This window comes from Pseudomonas mandelii (assembly GCF_006438925.1).
GTDB lineage: Bacteria > Pseudomonadota > Gammaproteobacteria > Pseudomonadales > Pseudomonadaceae > Aquipseudomonas > Aquipseudomonas mandelii_C.
On the sequence record NZ_RCZA01000009.1, the window covers coordinates 116269 to 139039 of the forward strand.

The 22771-nt window shown below is 60.4% G+C and carries 24 protein-coding genes; 16 read left to right on the forward strand and 8 right to left on the reverse strand.

Annotation, left to right across the window (positions count from 1 at the left end):
* Positions 1–41 precede the first annotated feature (41 nt).
* From EAH74_RS21215 to EAH74_RS21225, 3 genes are all read right to left on the reverse strand, one after another.
* On the reverse strand, positions 42–683 hold the full coding sequence (locus EAH74_RS21215; RefSeq protein ID WP_123367683.1) for an oxidoreductase: 642 nt from the start codon (positions 681–683) through the stop codon (positions 42–44).
* A gap of 27 nt (positions 684–710) precedes the next feature.
* Positions 711–2429, reverse strand: coding sequence for a C13 family peptidase (locus EAH74_RS21220; RefSeq protein WP_140680867.1), 1719 nt, complete (start codon positions 2427–2429; stop codon positions 711–713).
* 112 nt (positions 2430–2541) lie between these two features.
* Positions 2542–2997 carry a MaoC family dehydratase gene (locus tag EAH74_RS21225; RefSeq protein ID WP_123367685.1) on the reverse strand — a complete coding sequence of 152 codons (456 nt, stop codon included), beginning with the start codon at positions 2995–2997 and terminating at the stop codon, positions 2542–2544.
* 195 nt (positions 2998–3192) lie between these two features.
* Here EAH74_RS21225 and EAH74_RS21230 point away from each other — a divergent pair, with 195 nt between their 5' ends.
* The 3 genes from EAH74_RS21230 to EAH74_RS21240 are packed head-to-tail and all read left to right on the forward strand — an operon-like array spanning position 3193 to position 4869.
* On the forward strand, positions 3193–3555 hold the full coding sequence (locus tag EAH74_RS21230) for a CidA/LrgA family protein (protein ID WP_140680869.1): 363 nt from the start codon (positions 3193–3195) through the stop codon (positions 3553–3555).
* Positions 3552–4268, forward strand: coding sequence for an LrgB family protein (locus EAH74_RS21235; RefSeq protein WP_008152800.1), 717 nt, complete (start codon positions 3552–3554; stop codon positions 4266–4268). The genes EAH74_RS21230 and EAH74_RS21235 overlap by 4 nt, the downstream gene beginning before the upstream one ends.
* A gap of 10 nt (positions 4269–4278) precedes the next feature.
* The gene (locus EAH74_RS21240) at positions 4279–4869 is read left to right on the forward strand and encodes an LON peptidase substrate-binding domain-containing protein (RefSeq protein WP_140680871.1); all 591 of its coding nucleotides are present in this window, start codon (positions 4279–4281) and stop codon (positions 4867–4869) included.
* Between the two features lie 90 nt (positions 4870–4959).
* Here EAH74_RS21240 and EAH74_RS21245 read toward each other — a convergent pair whose 3' ends face one another.
* Both EAH74_RS21245 and EAH74_RS21250 read right to left on the reverse strand, forming a co-directional pair.
* On the reverse strand, positions 4960–6276 hold the full coding sequence (locus EAH74_RS21245; protein WP_140680873.1) for a bifunctional DedA family/phosphatase PAP2 family protein: 1317 nt from the start codon (positions 6274–6276) through the stop codon (positions 4960–4962).
* Positions 6277–6399: 123 nt separating this feature from the next.
* Positions 6400–7095: a DNA-3-methyladenine glycosylase gene (locus EAH74_RS21250; RefSeq protein ID WP_140680875.1), complete on the reverse strand. Its 696-nt coding sequence runs from the start codon at positions 7093–7095 to the stop codon at positions 6400–6402.
* 189 nt (positions 7096–7284) lie between these two features.
* On the opposite strand from EAH74_RS21250, the gene EAH74_RS21255 reads away from it, so the two are divergent.
* From EAH74_RS21255 to EAH74_RS21315, 13 genes are all read left to right on the forward strand, one after another.
* Positions 7285–8556, forward strand: coding sequence for a glutamate-5-semialdehyde dehydrogenase (locus EAH74_RS21255; protein WP_123367691.1), 1272 nt, complete (start codon positions 7285–7287; stop codon positions 8554–8556).
* Between the two features lies 1 nt (position 8557).
* Complete coding sequence (gene nadD / locus EAH74_RS21260; protein ID WP_259696405.1) at positions 8558–9247, forward strand: nicotinate-nucleotide adenylyltransferase; 690 nt, start codon at positions 8558–8560, stop codon at positions 9245–9247.
* 72 nt (positions 9248–9319) lie between these two features.
* Complete coding sequence (gene rsfS, locus EAH74_RS21265; RefSeq protein ID WP_046055550.1) at positions 9320–9814, forward strand: ribosome silencing factor; 495 nt, start codon at positions 9320–9322, stop codon at positions 9812–9814.
* Between the two features lie 9 nt (positions 9815–9823).
* Complete coding sequence (gene rlmH, locus EAH74_RS21270; protein WP_007937439.1) at positions 9824–10291, forward strand: 23S rRNA (pseudouridine(1915)-N(3))-methyltransferase RlmH; 468 nt, start codon at positions 9824–9826, stop codon at positions 10289–10291.
* Between the two features lie 10 nt (positions 10292–10301).
* Positions 10302–12197, forward strand: a complete 1896-nt coding sequence (gene mrdA / locus EAH74_RS21275; protein ID WP_140680877.1) for a penicillin-binding protein 2 — start codon at positions 10302–10304, stop codon at positions 12195–12197.
* A gap of 31 nt (positions 12198–12228) precedes the next feature.
* Positions 12229–13332, forward strand: a complete 1104-nt coding sequence (gene rodA, locus EAH74_RS21280) for a rod shape-determining protein RodA (protein WP_161990844.1) — start codon at positions 12229–12231, stop codon at positions 13330–13332.
* A 17-nt stretch (positions 13333–13349) separates the two neighbouring features.
* Positions 13350–14360: a lytic murein transglycosylase B gene (gene mltB / locus EAH74_RS21285; protein ID WP_140680879.1), complete on the forward strand. Its 1011-nt coding sequence runs from the start codon at positions 13350–13352 to the stop codon at positions 14358–14360.
* Positions 14360–15370 (forward strand): septal ring lytic transglycosylase RlpA family protein, encoded by a 1011-nt coding sequence (locus EAH74_RS21290; protein WP_140680881.1) that lies wholly within the window; start codon positions 14360–14362, stop codon positions 15368–15370. The genes mltB and EAH74_RS21290 overlap by 1 nt, the downstream gene beginning before the upstream one ends.
* A 183-nt stretch (positions 15371–15553) precedes the next feature.
* Positions 15554–16711 (forward strand): D-alanyl-D-alanine carboxypeptidase family protein, encoded by a 1158-nt coding sequence (locus EAH74_RS21295; protein WP_140680883.1) that lies wholly within the window; start codon positions 15554–15556, stop codon positions 16709–16711.
* A gap of 80 nt (positions 16712–16791) precedes the next feature.
* Positions 16792–17067: a DUF493 domain-containing protein gene (locus EAH74_RS21300; protein WP_123367698.1), complete on the forward strand. Its 276-nt coding sequence runs from the start codon at positions 16792–16794 to the stop codon at positions 17065–17067.
* Positions 17067–17714, forward strand: a complete 648-nt coding sequence (gene lipB / locus EAH74_RS21305; protein ID WP_140680885.1) for a lipoyl(octanoyl) transferase LipB — start codon at positions 17067–17069, stop codon at positions 17712–17714. Before EAH74_RS21300 ends, lipB begins: the two co-directional genes overlap by 1 nt.
* A 1-nt stretch (position 17715) precedes the next feature.
* On the forward strand, positions 17716–18741 hold the full coding sequence (gene lipA / locus EAH74_RS21310; RefSeq protein WP_010467371.1) for a lipoyl synthase: 1026 nt from the start codon (positions 17716–17718) through the stop codon (positions 18739–18741).
* A gap of 162 nt (positions 18742–18903) precedes the next feature.
* A complete protein-coding gene (locus tag EAH74_RS21315; RefSeq protein ID WP_140680887.1) occupies positions 18904–19854 on the forward strand; it encodes a S66 peptidase family protein in 951 nt (316 codons plus the stop codon).
* 106 nt (positions 19855–19960) lie between these two features.
* Here the strand turns inward: EAH74_RS21315 and EAH74_RS21320 are convergent, their stop codons facing one another.
* The 3 genes from EAH74_RS21320 to holA all read right to left on the reverse strand — a co-directional run bounded on the left by EAH74_RS21320 (position 19961) and on the right by holA (position 22748).
* On the reverse strand, positions 19961–21283 hold the full coding sequence (locus EAH74_RS21320) for a lytic murein transglycosylase (RefSeq protein WP_140680889.1): 1323 nt from the start codon (positions 21281–21283) through the stop codon (positions 19961–19963).
* Between the two features lie 62 nt (positions 21284–21345).
* The gene (gene arfA / locus EAH74_RS21325) at positions 21346–21510 is read right to left on the reverse strand and encodes an alternative ribosome rescue factor ArfA (RefSeq protein ID WP_056744572.1); all 165 of its coding nucleotides are present in this window, start codon (positions 21508–21510) and stop codon (positions 21346–21348) included.
* Positions 21511–21710: 200 nt separating this feature from the next.
* A complete protein-coding gene (gene holA, locus EAH74_RS21330; protein WP_140681145.1) occupies positions 21711–22748 on the reverse strand; it encodes a DNA polymerase III subunit delta in 1038 nt (345 codons plus the stop codon).
* Positions 22749–22771 lie beyond the last annotated feature (23 nt).

Sequence of the window (22771 nt, forward strand, 5' to 3'; positions counted from 1 at the left end):
GCGAGCCTGCTCGCGAAGGCGTCACTTCAGGCGCCGCAGAATTATTTACCTAGCTTGCGCAACTCATCCGACTCAACAATCCGCACCCCATCCTGCTCTTCCAGCGCCAGTCGCCACATGGCGCGGGCCAGTTGGCAGGCTTCGATGCCGCGGTATTTGCCGGGGATCAAGCGGGACAATGGCCCGGCGAATTGCTCGGCCGGACGCGGCTCAAGGCGATCGCCCAGCAGCAGCGAAGGGCGGCAAATGGTCAGTTGCGGCCAGTCCTGCGCGCGCAATGCGTGTTCCATCTCACCTTTGACCTTGTTGTAGAAAATCGAGGATCTTCGATCGGCCCCCAGGGCACTGATCACGATCAGGTGCCGTGCGCCCATCTCTCGGGCACGTTTGGCGAAGGCAACCACCATGTCCAGGTCCACCGCGCGAAACGCTTGTTCCGAGCCGGCCTGTTTGATGGTAGTGCCAAGGCAGCAGTAGGCGATGTCGACGCGACCATTCAATTGCGGCAGAAACACCGCAGGGTCACCGACCGGGTTTTCCAGATGGGGATGCTCGGCCAATGGCCGGCGTGAGGGCGCCAATACTCGTGAGATCGTGGGTTCATTGAGCAGGCGATCAAGTAAATGTTCACCGGTCAACCCGGTAGCTCCGGCAAGCAGTACGTGCTGAGGTGTCAAGTACATAGTGTTTCCCCCTTGATACTATTCAGCTTAGTTGCTCTTTGCATCCTTGTTGCTGATAGAGACACTTTGTAGTGCTTTTCGTGCCTGCTGTTTGCGTAACAGCTGCCAGTGAGAGAGAACGGTTTTCGGCGCCCAGATCTGCGGTTCAGAGGCTTCGAAGCTGTCCGCCAGCTCGCGTTCGGCGACGGTGGCCTTGGCCAGTTTGAAGGCTTGCTCCAGATCGTCGGTCTGGTTCAGTGCCTGGGCGAACAGCGCATCGCCGAAGTAGGTGAAGTTCGCTTCTTCCGAGCAGCCGAAGGACACGCGGTCAGCGCGCGAGGCGGTCATGATCAGGGTGCGTTCATCCTTGAGCGCCGGAATGAAACCACCGGAGTAGCAGGACGAAATCACGATGATCTTGTCGCGGTTTTTCAGCGGAGAGAGAACCGCGGCGAGTTCGTCGGCCGGCAGATCGGACAGTTCCATGCGCGGCTGGTCGAGCACCAGTTCGTGTTCGCTGGTGCCGTGGCTGGTCATGTAGATGAAGATCAAGTCTTCCGGGCCACTGCGTTCGGCCAGGGTGGCGGCGGCGCGGCGCAGGTTTTCCCGGGTGGCCATCGGCCGGTCGACGAGGTGGTCGCGATGGTTCACCAGGCGGATCTGGCCAAACGCACCAAAGCGGCTGCTGAGCATGTTGCTGACGTAATCGGATTCGCGCAGGAACACGCTTTGCTTGCCGTCACCGCCGAGTGTCAGGGTGTACAACTCGACCGCCGGGGTCGAAGCCGGCACGCTGGACAGTGCGTCGTCGAGCAAACGGCCCTGGGCCAGCAAACCGAGTTCCAGGCTGTCGGGCAGCAGCTTGCCATCGGCATCGCGAACACGTTGGCCATTGACCCACGTACCGTTTTGCACCGTGCCGTCAGTCAGCACCAGGGTGCCGTGCCCCGAGTAACTGTCACCGTCGAATTGGCCGATGTAGAAGCTGCCGTCGGACAGGTTCAATCGACCTTGGCCGGTGAAGCGCCAGTCACTGAACTGGCCGATGTAATGGCTGCCGTCGGCGCCGATCAACTCGCCCTTGCCGTTCAGCGACCCTTCCTTGAACAGACCGAGCCAGACATCACCGTCGGCGTTCTCGTAGCGGCCCTTGCCGTGCAGTTGGTTGTTCTTGAAGCCGCCGACATAAATATCACCCTCGGCGCTGTTAAAAGTCCCGTTACCTTCAAGCTGACCGTCGACGAAATGCCCGGTGAACTGATTGCCGCTGGCGTCGCTACGTTGGCCTTCGCCGTTGGGTTTGCCGTGGGCGAACTGGCCCTGATACGAGCTGCCGTCTTCGAGTTCGAGACGACCGAGCCCTGAATATTGATCGGCCTTGAATTCACCGCGGTAGGTCATACCGTTTTCTTTGAGGGTGCCTTCGCCGTCCCGTCGACCGGCTTTGAAACTGCCGGTGAAGCTGCTGCCGCTGGTGGTCAGTGTGCCCTTGCCGTCGAACAGCCCTAGATTGAATCCCCCGCGATAGACTTCGCCGTTACTGCCGTGCCATTCGCCCTGGCCATGCCATTGGCCCTTGTCGAAATCGCCGGCGTACCAGCTGCCGTTCGGGTAATCGATACGGCCCTGGCCTTGCAGCAATCCGTTGACCAGTTCACCGCGATAGCGTCCGCCGTCCGGCAACCGGGCGTCGGGGGGCAACAGCGATTCGCCGTCGCCGCAAGCGGTGAGCAATAGGGTCAGAGCGAGGAGTGCAAGTGGGCGCATAGCGGGATCCGGGCAATTAGGCGACCGAGTATGCCGCAGCTGTTTGACCTTATATAGCCAGGAAACAGAAGAGGGCGCGAAACAGCGCGAGCTGCTTCGCATCCGGGATGGGTTACACGAAGCAGAGGGACAGTGGCTCGGCGATGTAGGCCGGTTTATCCGAGCCTTCGATCTCAAGCGTGGCGGTGGCTTTGAGTAGCCATTGGCCGGGCTTTTTCTCGATGACTTCGTTCATGTCGACCTTGAGTCGTACCCTGGAATTGACCTTCACTGGCTGGATGAAACGCACGGTATCCAAGCCGTAGTTGACCACCATCTTCGCCCCTTCAGGGAGGATCAGGATGTCTTCCATCAGTTTGGGGATCAGCGACAGCGACAGGAAACCGTGTGCAATGGTGCTGCCAAATGGCGTTTGCGCGGCTTTGACCGGGTCGACGTGGATGAACTGATAATCCCCTGTGGCTTCGGCGAACAGGTTGATGCGCTCCTGATCGATGGTGAGCCATTCGGAACGTCCGAGTTCCTTGCCGACATAATCTTTGAGCTCTGCAACTGGAACATAGGGCATTGAGACTCTCCTTGGGTTCATCGGTTTTATAGTTTTGAGGTGGGGGGATTTGACCTCCCGGATTACCACTTTAGATCAACATGGCAAATGGCTCCGGTCAACTGACCATGATTTTGGCGAATGCCGGTCTATAGCGTTGGCGTGCTTATAATGCTCGGCCCGCTTGTGCGGGATGATATTGGCGGGAGAAGACGGATGTTGTTACGTGGCCTGACCTGGCTGGTGCTGTTCCAATTGCTGGGCACAGCCATCAACCATTTGTTTTTACCGATACTGCCGGGACCGATTGTTGGCCTGCTGTTACTGCTGGTGTTCCTGATCAGCCGTGGCCAGGTCGGCGAACCGCTGAACCTCGCGGCCAGCAGTCTGCTGCGTTACCTGCCGTTGTTGCTGGTGCCGCCCGCCGTGGGTGTGATGGTTTACGCCAAAGACATTGCCGCGGATTTCTGGGCCATCGTCGGCGCGCTGGTGTTGTCACTGTTGCTGTCCCTGGCCTTCGCCGGCGTGCTGATGCAGCGCATGGTCAAGCGTCACGCTCATCGTGAGGACAGCCAATGATCTTCGACTGGCACGGCGCCTGGGCGTCGGTGATTCATCATCCGTTGTTTGGCATCGGTATTACGCTGGGGGCTTATCAGCTGGTGCTGGCGGCGTTCGAGAAAACCCGCTGGATTTTTCTGCAGCCGGTGCTGGTCTCGATGCTGCTGGTGATCGGTGTACTGGTGGGTTGCGGCCTGACCTATGCCGAGTACCGCAAGAGCACCGAGATCCTCAGCATCCTGCTCGGGCCTGCGACCGTGGCGCTGGCTGTGCCGCTGTACCTCAATCTGCGACGCATTCGGCAGTTGTTCTGGCCGATATTTACTACGCTGGTGATAGGTGGCGTCGTCGCCACCGGTATGGGTGTATTGCTGGGCTGGTCGTTTGGTGCCGAACACATGATCCTGATGACCATGGCGCCGAAGTCGGTGACTTCGCCGATTGCCATGTTGGTGGCGGAGCAGATCGGTGGTGTTGCGGCGCTGGCGGCAGTGTTCGTGTTGATTACCGGGGTGATCGGGGCGATCTTCGGGCCGAGTCTTTTGACCCGGCTGGGTGTGCACAGCCCTGAGGCGCGCGGTATGGCACTGGGCATGACCGCCCATGCGGTCGGCACGGCGGTGGCGATGCAGGAAAATGAAGAATGTGGCGCCTTCGCGGCGCTGGCGATGAGTCTGATGGGCGTGGCCACGGCAGTTTTCCTGCCGTTGGCGGTGTCGATGGTGGTGTAAGGAAATGTCTATGAGCTTGCCGCTTTTTCCGCTGAATACGGTGTTGTTTCCTGGCTGCATCCTCGATTTGCAGATCTTCGAGGCGCGCTACCTGGACATGATCAGTCGCTGCATGAAGCAGGGCGGCGGCTTCGGCGTGGTGTGCATCCTCGACGGCGAAGAAGTCGGCATCGCTCCGGCGGGCTACGCGCTGGTCGGGTGCGAGGCGCTGATCACTGATTTCAAACAGCAGGACAATGGCTTGCTGGGGATTCGGGTGCAGGGCGGACGGCGTTTCCACGTGTTGCGCACCGAGATTCAGCGCGATCAACTGACCGTCGCCGAGGTCGAGTGGCTGGAAGACGAGCCTGAGCAACCGCTACAGGACGAGGACGCCGACCTGGTTGCGCTGCTCAAAGCCTTGGCCGAACACCCGATGGTCGAAGCATTGAACATGGGTACCGAAGCAACCGGGCAGCAGTCGTTGGCCAATCAGTTGGCGTACCTGTTGCCGTTTGCCGAAGTGGACAAGGTCGACCTGCTGCAACTCGATGATCCGCAGCAGCGACTGGATGCGATTCAGGCGCTGCTGGATGAGTTGCAGGGTGAGTTGTTTGCCTGACTCCCGCTAAAAGATCACAGACTGCGGCAGCTCCTACATGGATAAGGCGTACACCTGTAGGAGCTGCCGCAGGCTGCGATCTTTTGATCTTTAGTAGGCATACCGCAACATCGCATGCGGCAAATGCCGCAATGCAAAGAACCCGAACAGCGCTACCATCGCCGGCATCACCAGCCACCAGACCTTCGGTGGCATGGCGTTTAGCGGTGCCGGGCGCTGATTCAGCCACAAGCTCGCCGCACACACGCACGCCGCCAGCATCGCGCCGGCCAGCACATCCGTTGGCCAGTGCGCGCCCAGGTACACCCGCGACAGGGCAATCGCCAGTGCGGGCAAGCAACCCAATAGCAGCCAGGTCAGGCGCATGCGCGGCGGTTGTCCGCGGCCGGCCAGCACGGCCAGTGTCAGAAACAGCGCAAAAGAGCCCGAGGCGTGGCCGCTGGGCATGCTGTAGCTGGTCAGAGGATCGCTCAACACTTCCGGTCGTACGCGGGCGAAAAAGTGTTTGGTCACGGTGTTGCCCAGCGCGGTGCACAGCAGGGTGCTACCGGCGAAAATCGCCTGGCGCCATTGCCGGGTAAGCAACAGCAACCCCGTCAGCAGGGCGCTGAACACCAGCATGTTGCGGAACTCGCCGATCAGCGTGAACGTCACCGCCACCTCATCGAGCAGCGGGCTGCGGTGCTCCTGGACCAGGGTCATCACGCCCTGATCGAGGGCGGCCAGGTGCGGGTAGCCGATAAACAGACCGGCCAAAATCAGGAAGCTCATTCCAGTAATCAGCATCGTCGCTTTGCGATGACGGCGCATGCTGCTGGTGATGCTCAAGCCCACCATGAGGGCGATGCTGCCGGCGACGATGCCGGCCTCGGGCCAGAACCCTTCCGGTAACGGCAAGCGAATTGCCGCCCCCGTGGCCCAGCCGGGCAGCAGATAAGCGACGCTCCAACCAGCGGCGGCCAGCAGGCTGACGGCGGCGAAGCGCGGGAAGGGCATGTCGAACATCCCGGCGACCATCGGCAACATCGGTCGCAGCGGACCGATGAAGCGCCCGACCAGCAGGCTGGCGATGCCGTAACGCTGGAAATATGCCTCGGCCCCGGCGATCCATTCCGGATGATGGCGCAGCCCCGGCAGGCGCCGGATGTTCTGATGGAAATGTCGTCCAATGAAGTACGAAACGATGTCCCCCAGCACACCGGCGAGAAACCCCAGCAGCAGCGTTTCACCCAACGACAGCGCGCCACTGCCGGCCAGTACCGCTACGGCGAACAGCAGCACCGTGCCGGGTACGATCAACCCGGCAATCGCCAGGCATTCCACAAAAGCCACTATGAACACCGCCGCGGCCAGCCATTGCGGGTTGACCGTCAACCAACCGGTCACGCTATCGAGCCATGGGCCCATAAAAACAACTCCATTTTACGAATTGACCCCGGCGTAGGAGCTGCCGAAGGCTGCGATCTTTTGATCTTTATCCTTTAAGGGCAAAAGATCGCAGCCTACGGCAGCTCCTACAGGGGATTGTGTTTACAGCAAAAAATAATCGCGACCTTCGATCTGCCCCCGCCGCAGCGGGTTGCGCGTGCAATACGGCGCGTAAGCCGCATCGATGAAACGGTACATTAAATGCTCATCGCGGCCGTGGGGAATGCCCAAACGCGTGGTTTGTATGATGTGAGCGGGCGCCGGGCCGACATCTTCCACCAGCAGCACTTCATGGTCGAAGCGCTTGGCGTCCCAGACCGGCACCTTCAGGCCCAACGCTTTGCAGAGCAACGTCTGTCCGGCGCAAAGCTTTTGCGAGGGGCGAGGGCGACCCTGGGCGTCGGGATTGTTCAACAGCATCTGCGCCAGGCTCGCCGGCCCGCTCAAGTCGTCGACCCACGGATAGGCGGATTTGATCAGCACCGCATTGCCCGGCCCCTGAGCGCTGAAGTTCAGGGAGTCGCCGCCACGGGCGTAGTACATATAGATGTGGCCGCCATCCAGAAACAAAGCCTTACGTTTTTCTGTGTAGCCGAGGGAGGCGTGGCTGCCTTTTTCTTCGCAGTAATAGGCTTCGGTCTCGATGATCCGGGCGCTGAGCCACAGGTCGCCGACCCGGTGACGGATGACTTTGCCGAGTAATTCCCGGGCCAGCGTTTGGGCATCTCTGTCGAAAAATGCATCCGCGAGCCCCTTGGGCAGGCTCGTCGCGGACGTGCGAACAGTCAGGTTGGTCATGATGAACGGCGTTTATCAAGGCTGATTGAGTCGCGATGATAACAATTTGCAGCTTAATCACGGCTGAACGTCGGCAAATTGCCCTCCATTTCGACCATCCGCCCGTCACCGCTGTTAGTCCCGGGACGCGACAGCTATAATCTGCCGCTTTACTCTTTACCAAGACCTTAGCAAAGACCACTCCAGACCATGACTGAGTCCGTTCTTGACTACATGACCCGATTGGGTCGCGCTGCCCGCGAAGCTTCTCGCGTCATCGGCCGTGCCAGCACCGCGCAGAAAAACCGCGCCTTGCAGGCTGCTGCCAATGCGTTGGACGCTGCACGCGCCGAGCTGACGGCTGCCAATGAACTGGATTTGGCCGCTGGCCGCGCCAATGGTCTTGAGCCTGCATTGCTTGAGCGTCTGGCGCTGACCCCGGAACGCATCGACGGCATGATCGTCGGTTTGCGTCAGGTAGCGGCTCTGCCGGACCCGGTCGGCGCGATCCGCGACATGAGCTTTCGGCCGTCGGGCATTCAGGTCGGCAAGATGCGCGTGCCGTTGGGCGTGATCGGGATCATCTACGAATCCCGGCCGAACGTGACCATCGATGCCGCCAGCCTGTGCCTGAAGTCCGGCAACGCGACCATCCTGCGTGGCGGCTCCGAAGCGATTCATTCCAATCGTGCCATTGCCGCCTGCATCCAGCGCGGTCTGGCCGAAGCCGATTTGCCTGCCGCCGTGGTGCAAGTGGTCGAAACCACTGACCGTGCCGCCGTTGGCGCACTGATCACCATGCCTGAATACGTCGACGTTATCGTGCCCCGTGGCGGCCGTGGCCTGATCGAGCGCGTGAGTCGTGACGCCCGCGTGCCGGTCATCAAGCATCTGGATGGCATCTGTCACGTTTACGTGAGTGCTCATGCCGATCTGCCGAAAGCCCAGCGCATCGCGTTCAACGCCAAGACTTACCGCTATGGTATCTGCGGTGCCATGGAAACCCTGCTGGTGGACCAATCGGTCGCCAAGGATTTCCTGCCATCGATGGCTGCACAGTTCCGTGAAAAAGGCGTCGAGCTGCGCGGCTGCGAACGCACCCGGGCGATCATCGAGGCTGTTGCCGCCAGCGAAGAAGACTGGAACACCGAGTACCTGGCGCCGATTCTTTCGATCCGCGTGGTCGACGGGCTGGACCAGGCCATCGAACACATCAATAAGTACGGCTCCCATCACACCGATTCGATTGTCAGCGAAAACCTTGCTGACACCCGGCGTTTCGTCGCGGAAGTCGATTCATCGTCGGTAATGATCAACACCCCGACGTGCTTCGCCGATGGCTTCGAATACGGATTGGGTGCCGAGATTGGCATTTCTACTGATAAGCTGCACGCCCGCGGCCCGGTGGGCCTCGAAGGTCTGACCTGCGAGAAGTACATCGTGGTCGGTGATGGCCAGTTGCGCGGCCAGGCGTCGGTCTGACTTGGGCGACCTCGACCTCTCAGCCCCGGTAACCGCCAGCGAGCCTGCGCCTCGACGCATTGGAATGCTGGGCGGAACCTTCGACCCGGTGCACATCGGCCATTTGCGCAGTGCGCTGGAAGTCGCCGAATCGCTGGCGCTCGATGAGCTGCGTCTGACACCCAGTGCCAGACCGCCTCATCGCGGTACGCCGCAGGTCTCGGCGAAAGACCGTCTGGCGATGGTCGAGTGCGCGGTGGCCGGTGTGGCGCCGCTGGTGGTGGACGCCCGCGAATTGCAGCGGGACAAACCGTCCTACACCATTGACACCCTGGAACTGATGCGTGCCGAACTGGCCGCTGAAGACCAGGTTTTTCTACTTTTGGGCTGGGACGCATTTTGCGGCCTGCCCACTTGGCACCGCTGGGAAGAGTTGCTCCAGCATTGCCACATCCTGGTGCTGCAACGCCCGGATGCCGACAGCGAACCGCCGGATGCCTTGCGCAATCTGTTGGCGGCACGCTCGGTGAGCGACCCGCTGGCCCTCAAAGGGCCGAGCGGACAGATTGCATTCGTCTGGCAGACACCGCTCGCGGTATCCGCCACCCAGATCCGTCAACTGCTGGCCAGCGGTAAGTCGGTACGTTTCCTGGTGCCCGACGCGGTCCTGGCCTACATCGATGCGCACGGTCTCTACCGTGCGTCGAACTGAAAAAGGGAGCGCTTCAAAACACGTGAACGCGTGTACCGAAGCGCCCGAACATACGAGCAAAACGAGTTTTATATGACTGACAAAGACGTAACTAAAGTAAAGCGCAAAGGCACGTTCAAGAGCGCCCCACTGCCAGTAGAGGTTCCAACCGGCCCTGAGCTGCGCGGCGAAGAGCTGGTCAAGGTTGCCGTAGCGGCCCTGGAAGACGTGAAGGGCCAGGACATTCAGGTGATCGACGTTCGTGAAAAGCAGAGCATCACTGACTTCATGATCATCGCTACCGGTACGTCCAACCGCCAGATCGGCGCGATGCTGGATAAGGTCCGCGAGGCGGTCAAAGCCCTGGGCGTCAAGCCGCTGGGTGAAGAAGGCAAGGGCGACAGCGACTGGGTCCTGCTGGATATGGATGATGTCATCGTGCACATGATGACCGCTTCGGCTCGTCAGTTTTACGACCTGGAGCGCCTGTGGTCCGGTGCGGAACAGAGCCGTGCTCTGAACGCGGCTCACCACAGCCCGGAAAACACCCATGAGCACTTCGTCAAGCTCAATAAAGACCAGCAATAAGGGACCGCTGTGCGACTGCGACTGATCGCCGTCGGTTCACGCATGCCCAAGTGGGTGGAAGAAGGCTGGCATGAATATGCCAAGCGTCTTCCGTCCGAGCTGGCGCTGGAACTGGTGGAAATACCGCTCAACACCCGTGGCAAGAACGCCGACGTGGCGCGCTTCATCCGTCAGGAAGGCGAGGCCATGCTGGCCAAGGTCGGGCCGAACGAGCGCGTTGTGACCCTCGAAGTCCACGGCAAGCCCTGGAGCACCGAGCAACTGGCGGTCGAGCTCGATCGCTGGCGGCTGGACTCGCGCACGGTGAATTTCATGGTCGGCGGCCCCGAAGGGCTGGCGCCGGAAGTCTGTGCCCGAGCCGATCAGCGCTGGTCATTGTCGCCGTTGACGTTGCCGCACCCGCTGGTGCGAATCCTGATCGGCGAACAGCTGTATCGTGCCTGGACAGTCTTGTCCGGCCACCCTTACCACAAGTAGTTCTGCCCTCATGCCCCAGCCGATCCGCATCAAGGACCACGAAAAAGACGCCCGTCTGGTGCGTGGCCGCGTCGTGTTCGGGGCAATTGCGGTCGTGACGCTGATCGGTGTGCTGATCGCGCGGCTGTATTTCCTTCAGGTGATCCAGTACGAGTACCACTCGACCCTGTCGGAAAACAACCGCGTCCATGTGCAGCCGATTCCGCCGACCCGGGGCTTGATCTTCGATCGCAATGGCGTGGTGGTGGCGGATAACCGGCCCAGCTTCAGCCTGAGCATGACCCGCGAGCGTTCCGGCGACTGGCAGCAAGTGCTCGACGTCATTGTCGAAGTGCTGGAGCTGACGCCCGAGGACCGGGTGATCTTCGAGAAACGCATGCGTCAGGGGCGTCGGCCGTTCGAGCCGGTGCCGATCCTGTTCGAGCTGACCGAAGAACAGATCGCCCGCATCGCGGTGAACCAGTTCCGTCTGCCGGGCGTGGAAGTGGTCGCGCAGCTGGTTCGTCACTATCCGCAGGGCGCGCACTTTGCGCACTCGGTGGGATATATGGGGCGAATCAACGAAAAAGAGCTCAAGTCTCTGGACCCGGTGAGTTACAGCGGCACCCATCAAATTGGCAAAACCGGCATCGAGCGCTTCTACGAGCCCGAATTGCACGGTCAGGTCGGTTACGAAGAAGTCGAGACCAACGCCCGTGGCCGCGTGCTGCGGGTACTCAAACGTACCGAACCGATTTCCGGCAAGGACATCGTCCTGAGCCTGGACATCAAACTGCAGGAGGCCGCCGAAGCTGCACTCGGCGGTCGCCGTGGCGCAGTGGTGGCGCTGGACCCGAAAACCGGCGAAGTCCTGGCGATGGTCAGTCAGCCGAGTTTTGACCCGAACCTGTTCGTCACCGGCATCAGTTTCAAGGCCTATTCCGAGCTGCGCGATTCCATCGACCGGCCACTGTTCAACCGCGTGCTGCGCGGCCTGTACCCGCCGGGCTCGACCATCAAACCGGCTGTGGCAATTGCCGGCCTGGATTCTGGCGTTGTGAACGCGTCGAGTCGGGTGTATGACCCCGGCTATTACCAGTTGCCCAACTACGATCACAAATACCGTAACTGGAACCGTACCGGTGACGGCTACGTCGATCTGGACACGGCGATCATGCGGTCCAACGACACCTACTTCTACGATCTGGCCCACAAACTGGGAATCGATCGCTTGTCGGCGTACATGAGCAAGTTCGGCATCGGCCAGAAGGTTTCGCTGGACATGTTCGAAGAGTCGCCGGGGCTGATGCCTACACGTGAATGGAAACGTGCAACCCGGCGTCAGGCCTGGTTCCCGGGCGAAACGCTGATTCTCGGGATTGGTCAGGGCTACATGCAATCAACGCCCTTGCAACTGGCCCAGGCCACCGCGCTGGTCGCGAACAAGGGTGTCTGGAACCGTCCGCACCTGGCCAAAACTGTCGAAGGCGAGCGGCCGAAGGATGAAAACCCGATGCCGGATATCATCCTGCGTGACCCGTCCGACTGGACCAAGGTCAACCACGGCATGCAACAGGTGATGCACGGTGCCCGGGGTACGGCACGCAAAGCGGCGATCGGTTCGCAATACCGCATCGCGGGCAAAAGTGGTACGGCTCAGGTGGTCGCGATCAAGCAGGGTGAGAAGTACGACCGCTCCAAGGTTCAGGAGCGCCATCGCGACCACGCCTTGTTCGTCGGCTTCGCACCCGCCGACAACCCGCAAATCGTGGTGTCGGTGATGGTCGAGAACGGCGAGTCCGGTTCCGGCGTTGCAGCGCCCGTGGTACGTCAAATCATGGACGCCTGGCTTCTGGACCAGGACGGTCGGTTGAAGGCCGAATACGCCAGCCCTATCAGTGCGGAGGCTACGGCCCGTGAAGAGTAATTTTGATCGCATCCTCTCCAGCGAGGATGTGATGCGTCGCCGCGCAACGCTGTTGCAACGCATGCACATTGATGGCCCGTTGCTGATCCTGCTGCTGACCCTCGCTGCCGGCAGCCTGTTCGTGCTGTATTCGGCCAGCGGCAAAAGCTGGGATCTGCTGGCCAAGCAAGCCACTTCGTTCGGTATCGGCCTGGTATCGATGATCGTCATTGCGCAGTTCGAACCGCGGTTCATGGCCCGTTGGGTGCCAGTCGGCTATGTGATCGGTGTGCTGTTGCTGGTGGTGGTGGACGTCATGGGCCACAACGCCATGGGCGCCACGCGCTGGATCAACATTCCCGGGGTGATCCGCTTCCAGCCCTCGGAATTCATGAAGATTCTGATGCCCGCGACCATCGCCTGGTACTTGTCCAAGCGCACCTTGCCGCCGCAGCTCAAGCATGTGGGCGTCAGTCTGTTTCTGATTGGCTTGCCGTTTATCCTGATCGTGCGCCAGCCTGACCTCGGCACTTCGCTGTTGATCCTCGCCGGTGGCGCGTTCGTTCTGTTCATGGGCGGCCTGCGCTGGCGCTGGATTCTCAGCGTGATTGCCGCGGCTGTGCCGGTGGCGGTCGGCATGTGGTACTTCATCATGCACGACTACCAGAAGCAGCGAATCCTGACCTTCCTCGATCCCGAAAGCGATCCGTTGGGCACTGGCTGGAACATCATTCAATCGAAAGCCGCCATCGGTTCCGGCGGTGTGTTCGGCAAGGGCTGGTTGCTCGGCACCCAGTCGCACCTGGACTTCCTGCCGGAAAGCCACACCGACTTCATTATTGCGGTCATGGGCGAAGAATTCGGCCTGGTGGGTATCTGCGCGCTGCTGCTGATTTATCTGCTGTTGATCGGCCGCGGACTGGTGATTACCGCTCAAGCCCAGACATTGTTCGGCAAATTGCTCGCGGGCAGCCTGACCATGACGTTTTTTGTTTACGTTTTCGTCAACATCGGTATGGTCAGTGGCCTGTTGCCGGTTGTGGGGGTGCCGTTGCCGTTCATTAGCTACGGAGGAACTTCGCTGGTGACGCTGCTGTCAGCGTTTGGGGTTTTGATGTCGATCCATACCCATCGTAAGTGGATCGCTCAGGTTTGAATAAGGTGAAGATTTCAATGCAAGTAATGCGTGGCTGGGCGACTCGATATGCGCCATGGGTCGGCCTGGTAAGCATCCTTGGCACAGCGCAGGAAGCGTTGGCCGGCGATTACGAAGGTTCACCCCAGGTGGCCGAATTCGTCGGTGAAATGACCCGCGACTACGGTTTTGCCGGTGAACAGCTGATGGGCGTGTTCCGCGAAGCCGAGCGCAAGCAGTCGATTCTGGACGCGATCTCGAAACCGGCCGAACGGGTCAAGCAGTGGAGCGAGTATCGCCCGATGTTCATCACCGACGCGCGCATCGCCCGTGGTGTGGACTTCTGGCGTCAGCACGAGGCGGTACTGGCCCGCGCCGAGCAGGAATACGGTGTGCCGGCGCAGGTTATTGTTTCGATCATCGGCGTTGAGACCTTTTTTGGTCGTAATACCGGCAATTTTCGGGTAATCGACGCCTTGTCGACCCTGGGTTTCGACTATCCTCCCCGTGCCGAATTTTTCCGCAAGGAGTTGCGTGAGTTCCTGTTGCTGGCCCGGGAAGAGCAGGTCGATCCGTTGACCCTCAAAGGCTCGTACGCCGGGGCCATGGGCTTGCCGCAGTTCATGCCGAGCAGTTTTCGCGCCTATGCGGTGGACTTCGACGGTGACGGCCACATTAATATCTGGACCAATCCGGACGATGCCATTGGCAGCGTCGCCAGTTATTTCAAGCGTCACGGCTGGGTAGCCGGCGAACCGGTGGTCAGCCGCGCCGATGTGCGTGGCGACCAGGTGGACGAAGGTTTGACCACGGGCATCGAACCGACTAAAACCGTCGGGGAGTTGCGGGCGCTGGGGTGGTCAAGTCATGATGCGCTGCGCGATGATATGCCGGTCACGGCTTTCCGCCTGGAAGGTGACAATGGCCCCGAATACTGGATGGGCCTGAACAATTTTTACGCGATCACGCGTTATAACCGCAGCGTGATGTACGCCATGGCCGTACATCAACTGTCTGAACAGCTGGTCCAAGCACGGGGCGTCAAGTAATGCGGGCATTGCCTATGAATAAACCCCTGAAGCTGATGGCATTCGCCGCGTTGGCGGTGCTGCTCGCCAGTTGTTCGACCAGCCGTTCGCCGACCCCAAAGTCTTCTACCGCCGTGCGCGCAACGCCAGGCCTGGACATCAACCGCGCGCACAAAGATGGCGCGCCGTGGTGGGACGTGGATGTTTCGCGTATCCCGGATGCCACGCCGACCCTGCACAGCGGTACTTATAAAGCCAACCCGTACACCGTGCTGGGCAAGACCTACTTCCCGCTGCAAGACTCCAAGACCTACGTCGCCTCGGGCACGGCGTCTTGGTACGGCACCAAGTTCCACGGCCAGAACACCGCCAACGGCGAAGTCTATGACCTGTACGGCATGAGTGCCGCGCATAAGACCTTGCCGCTGCCAAGTTACGTTCGGGTGACCAACCTGGACAACAACAAGAGCGTGGTTTTGCGAGTCAACGACCGTGGGCCGTTCTACTCGGACCGCATCATCGACTTGTCCTATGCCGCCGCCAAGAAACTGGGCTACGCCGAAATCGGCACCGCGCGGGTCAAGGTTGAAGGTATCGATCCACAACAGTGGTGGGCCGCGAAAGGCCGTCCGGCGCCTTTGATGCTCAATGAGCCTCAAGTAGCGCAAAATGCCGCGCCGACGATTACCGCTTCGGCGGGGACGGTCGAGCAATGGACGCCACCGCCGCAGCAACACGCTTCGGACACCGTGCCTGTGCCGATCAGTGCAAAAAAAAACGCTTCTGTACCAGCCTCTGGCCAGTATCTGCAGGTGGGCGCGTTCGCCAACCCGGACGCTGCAGAACTCCTGAGATCGAAGCTCAGCGGGATGGTGAGCGCTCCGGTGTTCATCAGTTCGATCGTGCGCAATCAACAGACGCTGCATCGGGTGCGCCTGGGGCCGATCGGCTCGCCGGGTGAAATCCAGCAAGTGCAGAACAGTGTGCGCCTGGCCAATCTCGGTTCGCCGAGCCTGGTCACTGCCGAGTAATACGTAGTACTTGATTGACGGTTCGCTTGCGGTTTGGGGGGTGGACCTGGTTGTTGGCTCGTTAAAGAACAAAAGCCCGGCAAGGGTTCTGAGTGAACAGCTGAACACGCGACAGCTCGTTAGAAAGCTGTCTGATTAGTTTTGCCCCTTAGGGCAGTTTCCATTAGCGATTTCGAGAGACGGATGAACATCACCACCTTTGCCAAACGCCTGTGTCTGCTAGTCCCGCTGCTCCTCTCGCCTGCCGCTTTCGCGGTCGAGATGATGCCGTCGCCGCCGCAACTGGCCGCCAAAGCCTATGTCCTCATGGACGCCAGCAGCGGCAACGTGCTGGTGGAGAACAACGGTGACCAGCGTCTGCCTCCGGCCAGCCTGACCAAGCTGATGACCGCGTACATCGCGACCCTGGAAATCCGTCGTGGCCAGATCGGCGAAAACGACCCGGTGACCGTCAGCGAAAACGCCTGGCGTACCGGCGGTTCGCGGATGTTCATCAAGGTCGGCTCGCAAGTCACTGTCAGCGATCTGCTGCACGGCATCATCATTCAGTCGGGTAACGACGCCAGCGTTGCGCTCTCCGAGCACATCGCCGGCAGCGAAGATGCCTTCGCTGACATGATGAACAAAACCGTGGCCGATCTGGGCATGACCAACAGCCACTTCATGAACCCGACCGGTCTGCCGAACCCTGAGCACTACTCGTCGGCTCACGACATGGCGGTGCTGGCTCGCGCGATCATCCACGAAGACCCGGCTCACTACGCGATCTACTCGCAGAAAGAGTTTTTCTGGAACGGCATCAAGCAACCTAACCGTAACCTGCTGCTGTGGCGCGACAAGACGGTCGACGGCCTGAAAACCGGCCACACCGACGAAGCCGGCTACTGCATGGTGTCTTCGGCAGTACGTGATGGCATGCGCCTGATCGCTGTGGTGTTCGGCACCAACAGCGAAGTGGCTCGCGCCTCTGAAACCCAGAAGCTGTTGACCTACGGTTTCCGCTTCTTCGAAACCCAGACGTTCTATCAGAAAGGCGCCGAGCTGGCTCAGGCTCCTGTCTGGAAAGGCACCACCAATCAAGTCAAGGCCGGCCTGGCTGAAGACCTGACCATGACCCTGCCAAAAGGCCAGCTGAAAAAGCTCGCCGCCAGCATGACCATGAACCCGCAACTGGTTGCGCCAATCGCCAAGGGCGACGTAATCGGTAAAGTCGACGTGAAGCTGGACGACAAAGTCGTGCATAGCGCTGATCTGATCGCTCTGGACGCGGTCGACGAGGGTGGTATCTTCCGCCGCATGTGGGATAGCATCCGTCTATTCTTCTACGGCTTGTTCAACTGAATTAGTGTGGACTTGCATGGCCCTGTTCCAATCCGGACCGGGGCCATGTCCGTTGCCACGGCTTACGAGGCCGTTACGCCATGACAGACAACGATGTAAAGGCGCCAAAAATCGAATTCCCCTGCGCGGATTACCCTATCAAGGTGATCGGCGATACCGGCGTGGGCTTCAAGGACAAGATCATCGCGATCCTTGAGAAACACGCGACCGTTGATCACAAGACCCTGGCCGAGCGTCAGAGCACCAACGGCAAGTACACGACCATCCAGCTGCACATCATCGCCACCGGTCAAGAACAGCTGTACGACATCAACAGCGAGTTGCGGGCTACCGGTTTCGTGCACATGGTGCTGTGATGTCTGGCACGGTGGGCTTTCGCGAGCTCGGCCAGATGGCTTACGAGCCGGTCTGGCATGCCATGCAACGCTTCACCAACGAACGCGGCAGCGATGCAGCGGACGAGATCTGGTTGGTCGAGCACCCACCGGTGTTCACCCAGGGGCAGGCCGGCAAGGCTGAGCACGTGTTACTCCCGGGAGATATTCCGGTAGTAAAGGTTGATCGCGGTGGTCAAGTGACTTATCACGGTCCCGGCCAGCTGGTGGCCTACCTGTTGCTCGATGTGCGCAAGCTGGGTTTCGGCGTGCGTGACCTGGTCAGCCGCATGGAACAATGCCTGATCGAGTTGCTGGCCAGCTACGGCGTTACTGCCGTGGCCAAGCCCGATGCGCCGGGTGTCTACGTCAATGGGGCGAAAATCGCTTCTCTGGGTCTGCGGATCCGCCACGGTTGCTCCTTTCATGGCCTGGCCCTGAATGTGGACATGAACCTGGAACCGTTTCGACGGATTAATCCCTGCGGCTACGCCGGGCTGGCGATGACCCAGCTGAGCGATCACGCAGGATCGATTGAATTTGCCGAGGTAAGTGCCCGGCTGCGCGCGCAGCTCGTCAAACACCTCGACTATGCTGAGCAGACGACCCTAACGGGCGGAATCGACTGATATGACTACTGATGCAGTGCAAACCATGATCCCGACGCTGGATGTCACCGAGCGTCCGGCCCCGCGTGCCAAGGTTGAAGCCGGCGTGAAGCTGCGCGGCGCCGAGAAGGTTGCACGTATCCCGGTGAAGATCATTCCGACCACCGAACTGCCGAAGAAACCTGACTGGATTCGCGTGCGTATCCCGGTTTCCCCGGAAGTCGACCGCATCAAGGCCCTGCTGCGCAAACACAAGCTGCACAGTGTCTGCGAAGAGGCGTCCTGCCCGAACCTGGGCGAATGTTTCTCCGGCGGCACCGCGACCTTCATGATCATGGGTGACATCTGCACCCGTCGCTGCCCGTTCTGCGACGTTGGCCACGGTCGTCCGAAGCCACTGGACGTCAATGAGCCGGAAAGCCTGGCCATCGCCATCGCTGACCTGAAACTCAAGTACGTGGTGATCACCTCGGTTGACCGCGACGACCTGCGTGATGGCGGTGCCCAGCACTTTGCCGACTGCATCCGCGAGATCCGCAAGCTGTCGCCGAACGTGCAGCTCGAAACCCTGGTCCCGGACTACCGTGGCCGCATGGACGTCGCGCTGGAAATCACCGCTGCCGAGCCGCCGGATGTGTTCAACCACAACCTGGAAACCGTGCCGCGCCTGTACAAGGCCGCGCGTCCAGGGTCGGATTACCAGTGGTCGCTGACCCTGCTGCAACGCTTCAAGCAGATGATGCCGCACATCCCGACCAAGTCCGGCTTGATGCTGGGCCTGGGCGAGACCGACGAAGAAGTCATCGAAGTCATGAAGCGCATGCGCGAGCACGACATCGACATGCTGACCCTGGGCCAGTACCTGCAACCATCGCGCAGTCACTTGCCGGTGGAGCGTTTTGTGCATCCGGATACCTTCGCCTGGTTCGCCGAGGAAGGTTACAAAATGGGCTTCAAGAACGTCGCTTCCGGCCCGCTGGTACGTTCCTCGTACCACGCCGACGAGCAGGCGAAACTGGTTAAAGCTGAATTGATGTCGTCCTTGTAACAAAGTGCCCGCAAGGCTTTTCAGCCTTGCGGGCGTTTTTGTTGGCCGTGTCTACGGCCACTACAGTCTTTTCCTGCAACCTGCGGGGCGACTGACCCTCTTCTGTTTGTCCCCGTTCCTGACTACTGTGTGCTTGACGCATTCACGCAGGGAGATTCATGGATGACCGTTCGACCGACTCACACCCTTTGTCCTCATGCCCCCGTTCCGGCCTTGCCGTCGCAAGGGCTGATCGGCGTTATTGCGCCCGCCGGTCCCGCAGCGCTGGACACCGATAAAGCCATCGCCTGGATGTGCGCTCGCGGATATTCACTGCGGATTTTCCCCGGCGTGCATGAGAAAGCCGATTACCTGGCCGGCAGTGATGATGTACGCCTCAATGATCTGCACGCAGCGTTCGCCGACAGTGAGGTCGACGCCGTCATTTGCTTGCGTGGGGGGTACGGTACGCCACGGTTGCTCGATCGCATCGACTTTGAACTGCTGCGCAACAATGCCAAGCCGTTCATCGGCTACAGCGACATCACCGCGCTGCACTCGGCAATCAGCCGTTATGCGGGCTTCGTGACCTTCCATGGCCCGATGCTCAACGCCGACCTGCTAGGTGACAAGCAAAAACCTACTGAGTCTTCATTCTTCAACATGCTCAGAGGACAGGTGAAGGCGGGCAGCGTGCTGCCGCACCCGGTCGCCTACCCGTTGACGACGATTGAGCCGGGTGTCGCTCACGGGCGCTTGCTGGGGGGCAATCTGTCGATGATCGCCGCGACGATGGGTACGCCGTATGAGATAGATGCCGAGGGCGTCATCCTGTTCATCGAGGACATCAACGAGCCGTTGTATCGTATCGACCGGCTGCTGACCCATCTACGTCTTGCCGGTACGCTGCACAAGCTGCGCGGGGTTTTGGTGGGGGATGTGGCGGGGGTTGATTCGGTTGCGTTGGAGCGCTTACTCAAGCAGACCTTCGAGCCGTTGCGGATACCGGTGTTGTCCGGTTGGCGCAGCGGGCATTGCGATCCGAACCTGACGTTGCCGATGGGCGCGCTGGTGAGGCTCGATGCGGGTAATAAGGAATTGGTGTTGGAGCAGGATGTGGTGGTCAAGGCTTAGAGTTTGGTCGTCTGATAGTCAGTCTTCGCGAGCAGGCTCGCTCCCACATTTGATCTGTGTTGTTCACAAATCTCCTGTGGGAGCGAGCCTGCTCGCGAAAGCTTTTTCAGCGGTTACGAAGGCCTTCCAGCAACTTGTGCGTCGGATACCCATCCGCCGGCCAGCCAAACGACTGCTGGGCACTGCGGATCGCCTTGCGGGTGTTGGCGCCGATAATGCCATCGGCGGTGCCCGCGTCGTAGTTCTGAGCACTCAACAGGCTTTGCAGTTCGATCCGCTCGGTACGGCTCAGCGGCAAATCATCTTTGGGCCATATGCCGTTGATCAGGCCGGCACCGTTAAAACGCTCGGACAACAGGCTCACGGCTAATGCGTAGGAAGACGAATTGTTGTACTTGAGGATCGCGCGGAAGTTGTCGAGGACCAGGAACGCCGGGCCACGGTAACCGGCCGGCAGCAGCAGGGCGGCTGACAGCTGTTCGGAGCCTGGCGGAACCTGGCGGCCATTGGGCAGGGTGACGCCCAGTTGCAGCCATTCAGCGACGCTCTTGCGAATCGTGCCATCGGCCAGGACGTAGTTGAAACTGCCCGGCAGCTGCACTTCAAAGCCCCATGGCTGGCCTTTCTGCCAGCCCGAGCTTTGCAGGTAGTGCGCCGTCGAGGCCAGCGCGTCGGCCGGGCTGCCCCAGATATCGCGGCGACCATCACCATCGAAGTCCACAGCATGGGTGTTGTAGGTGGTTGGGATGAACTGGGTCTGGCCCATGGCGCCGGCCCAGGAGCCAAGCATTTTCTCAGGCTCGATATCACCCTGTTGCAGGATCTGCAGGGCGGCGATCAGTTGCGCGTGGGCAAACCCGGGACGCCGACCTTCATAGGCCAGGGTCGCCAGGGAATTAATCACCGACTTGTTGCCCTGAAACTGCCCGAAGTTACTTTCCATGCCCCACACCGAGACCAGTGCCTGACGATCAACGCCGTAGCGCTGTTCGATGCTTTGCAGGATGTCGGCGTACTGATTGACCAGTGCTTGACCATTGCGTACCCGCAGCGGCGAAAGGGCGCCGTCGAGGTATTCCCATACCGGGCGGGAGAATTCCGGCTGGCTGCGGTCGGCGCGGATCACGCTGGTGTCGAGGCTGACATTGGCGAAGGCGCGGTCGAACAGGTCGGCGCGGATACCGGCGGCCAGAGCGTCCTTGCGGAAACCCGCCTGCCATTCGGCGAAGGTCTGGGTGGGCTGGATGTCGAGGTTTTCACCGGTCGGAACCACGGGCGGAATGACCGCAGGGGCTGTCGCTACGGGGAGGGTCTGAAGCGGTTGGGCGTCGGCGGCGGTCGGTTTTTCCGCGCAGGCGACTAGCAAAACGAGGCTGGAGGCAGCGATCAGTTGGCGCAGGGGCCAACGACGGGAAATACAAAGGGGCATGCACGGGTCCAGGGAGTACGAATCAGGTGCAGACCTTAACATGTTGAGCGAGCGCTTGCCTTTCAGGCCGCCAGAAAGTAAGAAGCCTCCCAGCTATTAGACTGGAAGGCTTCGCGGCGGTAGCTGCCTTTGCCCTTGCCGGCTGGTTCCTGACGGCTGCGGAACAGAGGCTGGGCGATGATGGATTTGGCCTTGTTGGGGCCATGCTTGGATGGCTTTTTGCTCATGATGAGATCTCTCGGTTAGGTGGGTTTTGCGTGGGAAATAATCTGCCGAAGTTTGGGGGCTGTCTAGAGGGGAAATTCAGATTTGATTTGTAGGAAGCAAGATCAAAAGATCGCAGCCTCGTTTCACTCGACAGCTCCTACAGGGGGACGCATTCCAATGTAGGAGCTGTCGAGTGAAACGAGGCTGCGATCTTTTGATCTTATTCAGCGGGCAACGACAATCTCTGCCCGGCCATCAGCAACGACAACCGACTCAAACTCATCCACGGTGAACCCGCCGCCTGGCCTTTGATCTGTGCGTCGATCCGCTGTGCTTCGAGCAACAACTGCGCCCAGCGTTGCGCCGAGTAGCGTTGCAGGGCTTTGCTCATCAGTGGTTTGCGTTTGTCCCAGACCGGCGGTCGGGCAGAGCTGAAGGCTTTGTCCAGTGGCACGCCCTGGCTGTACTGCAGCGACAGGTTGGCCAATAGACGCAGCTCCCGGGCCAGCGCCCAGAGAATCACGGGGGGTTCGACGCCTTCGCCGCGCAGCCCTTCGAGCATGCGCAGGGCATGAGCCGCTTCGCCGTTGAGAATCGCATCGGTCAGGCCAAAGACATCGAAGCGCGCACTGTCGGCCACTGCCGCTTGCACGGTTTCAACAGTGATCTGACCACCTTCGGCCATCAGTTTGAGCTTTTCGATTTCCTGGGCAGCCGCGAGCAGGTTGCCCTCGACCCGTGCGGCGATCAGTTCGACGGCGTCCTGGCTGGCGGAAAGCCCGGCCTGGGACAACCTTTGACGGATCCAGCTTGGCAACTGGTTGGCCTCTATCGGCCAGATTTGCACGAACTGAGTGTGCTGACCTTCGACCAGCGCCTTGCCCCACTTGGTTTTCTGCGCACTGCCATCAAGTTTCGGCAGGCTGATCAGCAACACCGTGTCTTCGGCGGGTCGCGAGCAGTACTCGATAAACGCGGCAGCGCCTTTGTCACCGGGCTTGCCGGATGGCAGACGCAGTTCCAGCAGGCGTTTTTCGGCGAACAGCGACATGCTTGCGCCGGCTTGCAGCAACGTTCCCCAGTCGAAACTGGCGTCGGCGGCGAAGACCTGGCGCTCGTCGAATCCCTGTTGGCGGGCGGCGGCACGAATGGCGTCGGCGGCTTCCTGACACAGCAGTGGGTCATCGCCACTGATGATGTAGACCGGCGCAAGGGCGCCTTGCAGGTGTTTGGCGAGTTGGGCGGGGGCGAGTTTCATAGGCGAGGACAAACGGGGCGCCT

Coding starts and splice junctions, on each gene's coding strand:
- EAH74_RS21245 (WP_140680873.1), bottom strand. CDS start 6,276: ATGGGCCCATGGCTCGATAGCGTGACCGGTTGGTTGACGGTCAACCCG.
- EAH74_RS21250 (WP_140680875.1), bottom strand. CDS start 7,095: ATGACCAACCTGACTGTTCGCACGTCCGCGACGAGCCTGCCCAAGGGG.
- EAH74_RS21295 (WP_140680883.1), top strand. CDS start 15,554: ATGAACATCACCACCTTTGCCAAACGCCTGTGTCTGCTAGTCCCGCTG.
- EAH74_RS21225 (WP_123367685.1), bottom strand. CDS start 2,997: ATGCCCTATGTTCCAGTTGCAGAGCTCAAAGATTATGTCGGCAAGGAA.
- EAH74_RS21215 (WP_123367683.1), bottom strand. CDS start 683: ATGTACTTGACACCTCAGCACGTACTGCTTGCCGGAGCTACCGGGTTG.
- EAH74_RS21235 (WP_008152800.1), top strand. CDS start 3,552: ATGATCTTCGACTGGCACGGCGCCTGGGCGTCGGTGATTCATCATCCG.
- holA (WP_140681145.1), bottom strand. CDS start 22,748: ATGAAACTCGCCCCCGCCCAACTCGCCAAACACCTGCAAGGCGCCCTT.
- EAH74_RS21315 (WP_140680887.1), top strand. CDS start 18,904: ATGACCGTTCGACCGACTCACACCCTTTGTCCTCATGCCCCCGTTCCG.
- mrdA (WP_140680877.1), top strand. CDS start 10,302: ATGCCCCAGCCGATCCGCATCAAGGACCACGAAAAAGACGCCCGTCTG.
- EAH74_RS21240 (WP_140680871.1), top strand. CDS start 4,279: ATGAGCTTGCCGCTTTTTCCGCTGAATACGGTGTTGTTTCCTGGCTGC.
- EAH74_RS21230 (WP_140680869.1), top strand. CDS start 3,193: ATGTTGTTACGTGGCCTGACCTGGCTGGTGCTGTTCCAATTGCTGGGC.
- EAH74_RS21300 (WP_123367698.1), top strand. CDS start 16,792: ATGACAGACAACGATGTAAAGGCGCCAAAAATCGAATTCCCCTGCGCG.
- mltB (WP_140680879.1), top strand. CDS start 13,350: ATGCAAGTAATGCGTGGCTGGGCGACTCGATATGCGCCATGGGTCGGC.
- lipA (WP_010467371.1), top strand. CDS start 17,716: ATGACTACTGATGCAGTGCAAACCATGATCCCGACGCTGGATGTCACC.
- rsfS (WP_046055550.1), top strand. CDS start 9,320: ATGACTGACAAAGACGTAACTAAAGTAAAGCGCAAAGGCACGTTCAAG.
- lipB (WP_140680885.1), top strand. CDS start 17,067: ATGTCTGGCACGGTGGGCTTTCGCGAGCTCGGCCAGATGGCTTACGAG.
- EAH74_RS21220 (WP_140680867.1), bottom strand. CDS start 2,429: ATGCGCCCACTTGCACTCCTCGCTCTGACCCTATTGCTCACCGCTTGC.
- arfA (WP_056744572.1), bottom strand. CDS start 21,510: ATGAGCAAAAAGCCATCCAAGCATGGCCCCAACAAGGCCAAATCCATC.
- EAH74_RS21255 (WP_123367691.1), top strand. CDS start 7,285: ATGACTGAGTCCGTTCTTGACTACATGACCCGATTGGGTCGCGCTGCC.
- rodA (WP_161990844.1), top strand. CDS start 12,229: ATGCGTCGCCGCGCAACGCTGTTGCAACGCATGCACATTGATGGCCCG.
- EAH74_RS21290 (WP_140680881.1), top strand. CDS start 14,360: ATGCGGGCATTGCCTATGAATAAACCCCTGAAGCTGATGGCATTCGCC.
- EAH74_RS21320 (WP_140680889.1), bottom strand. CDS start 21,283: ATGCCCCTTTGTATTTCCCGTCGTTGGCCCCTGCGCCAACTGATCGCT.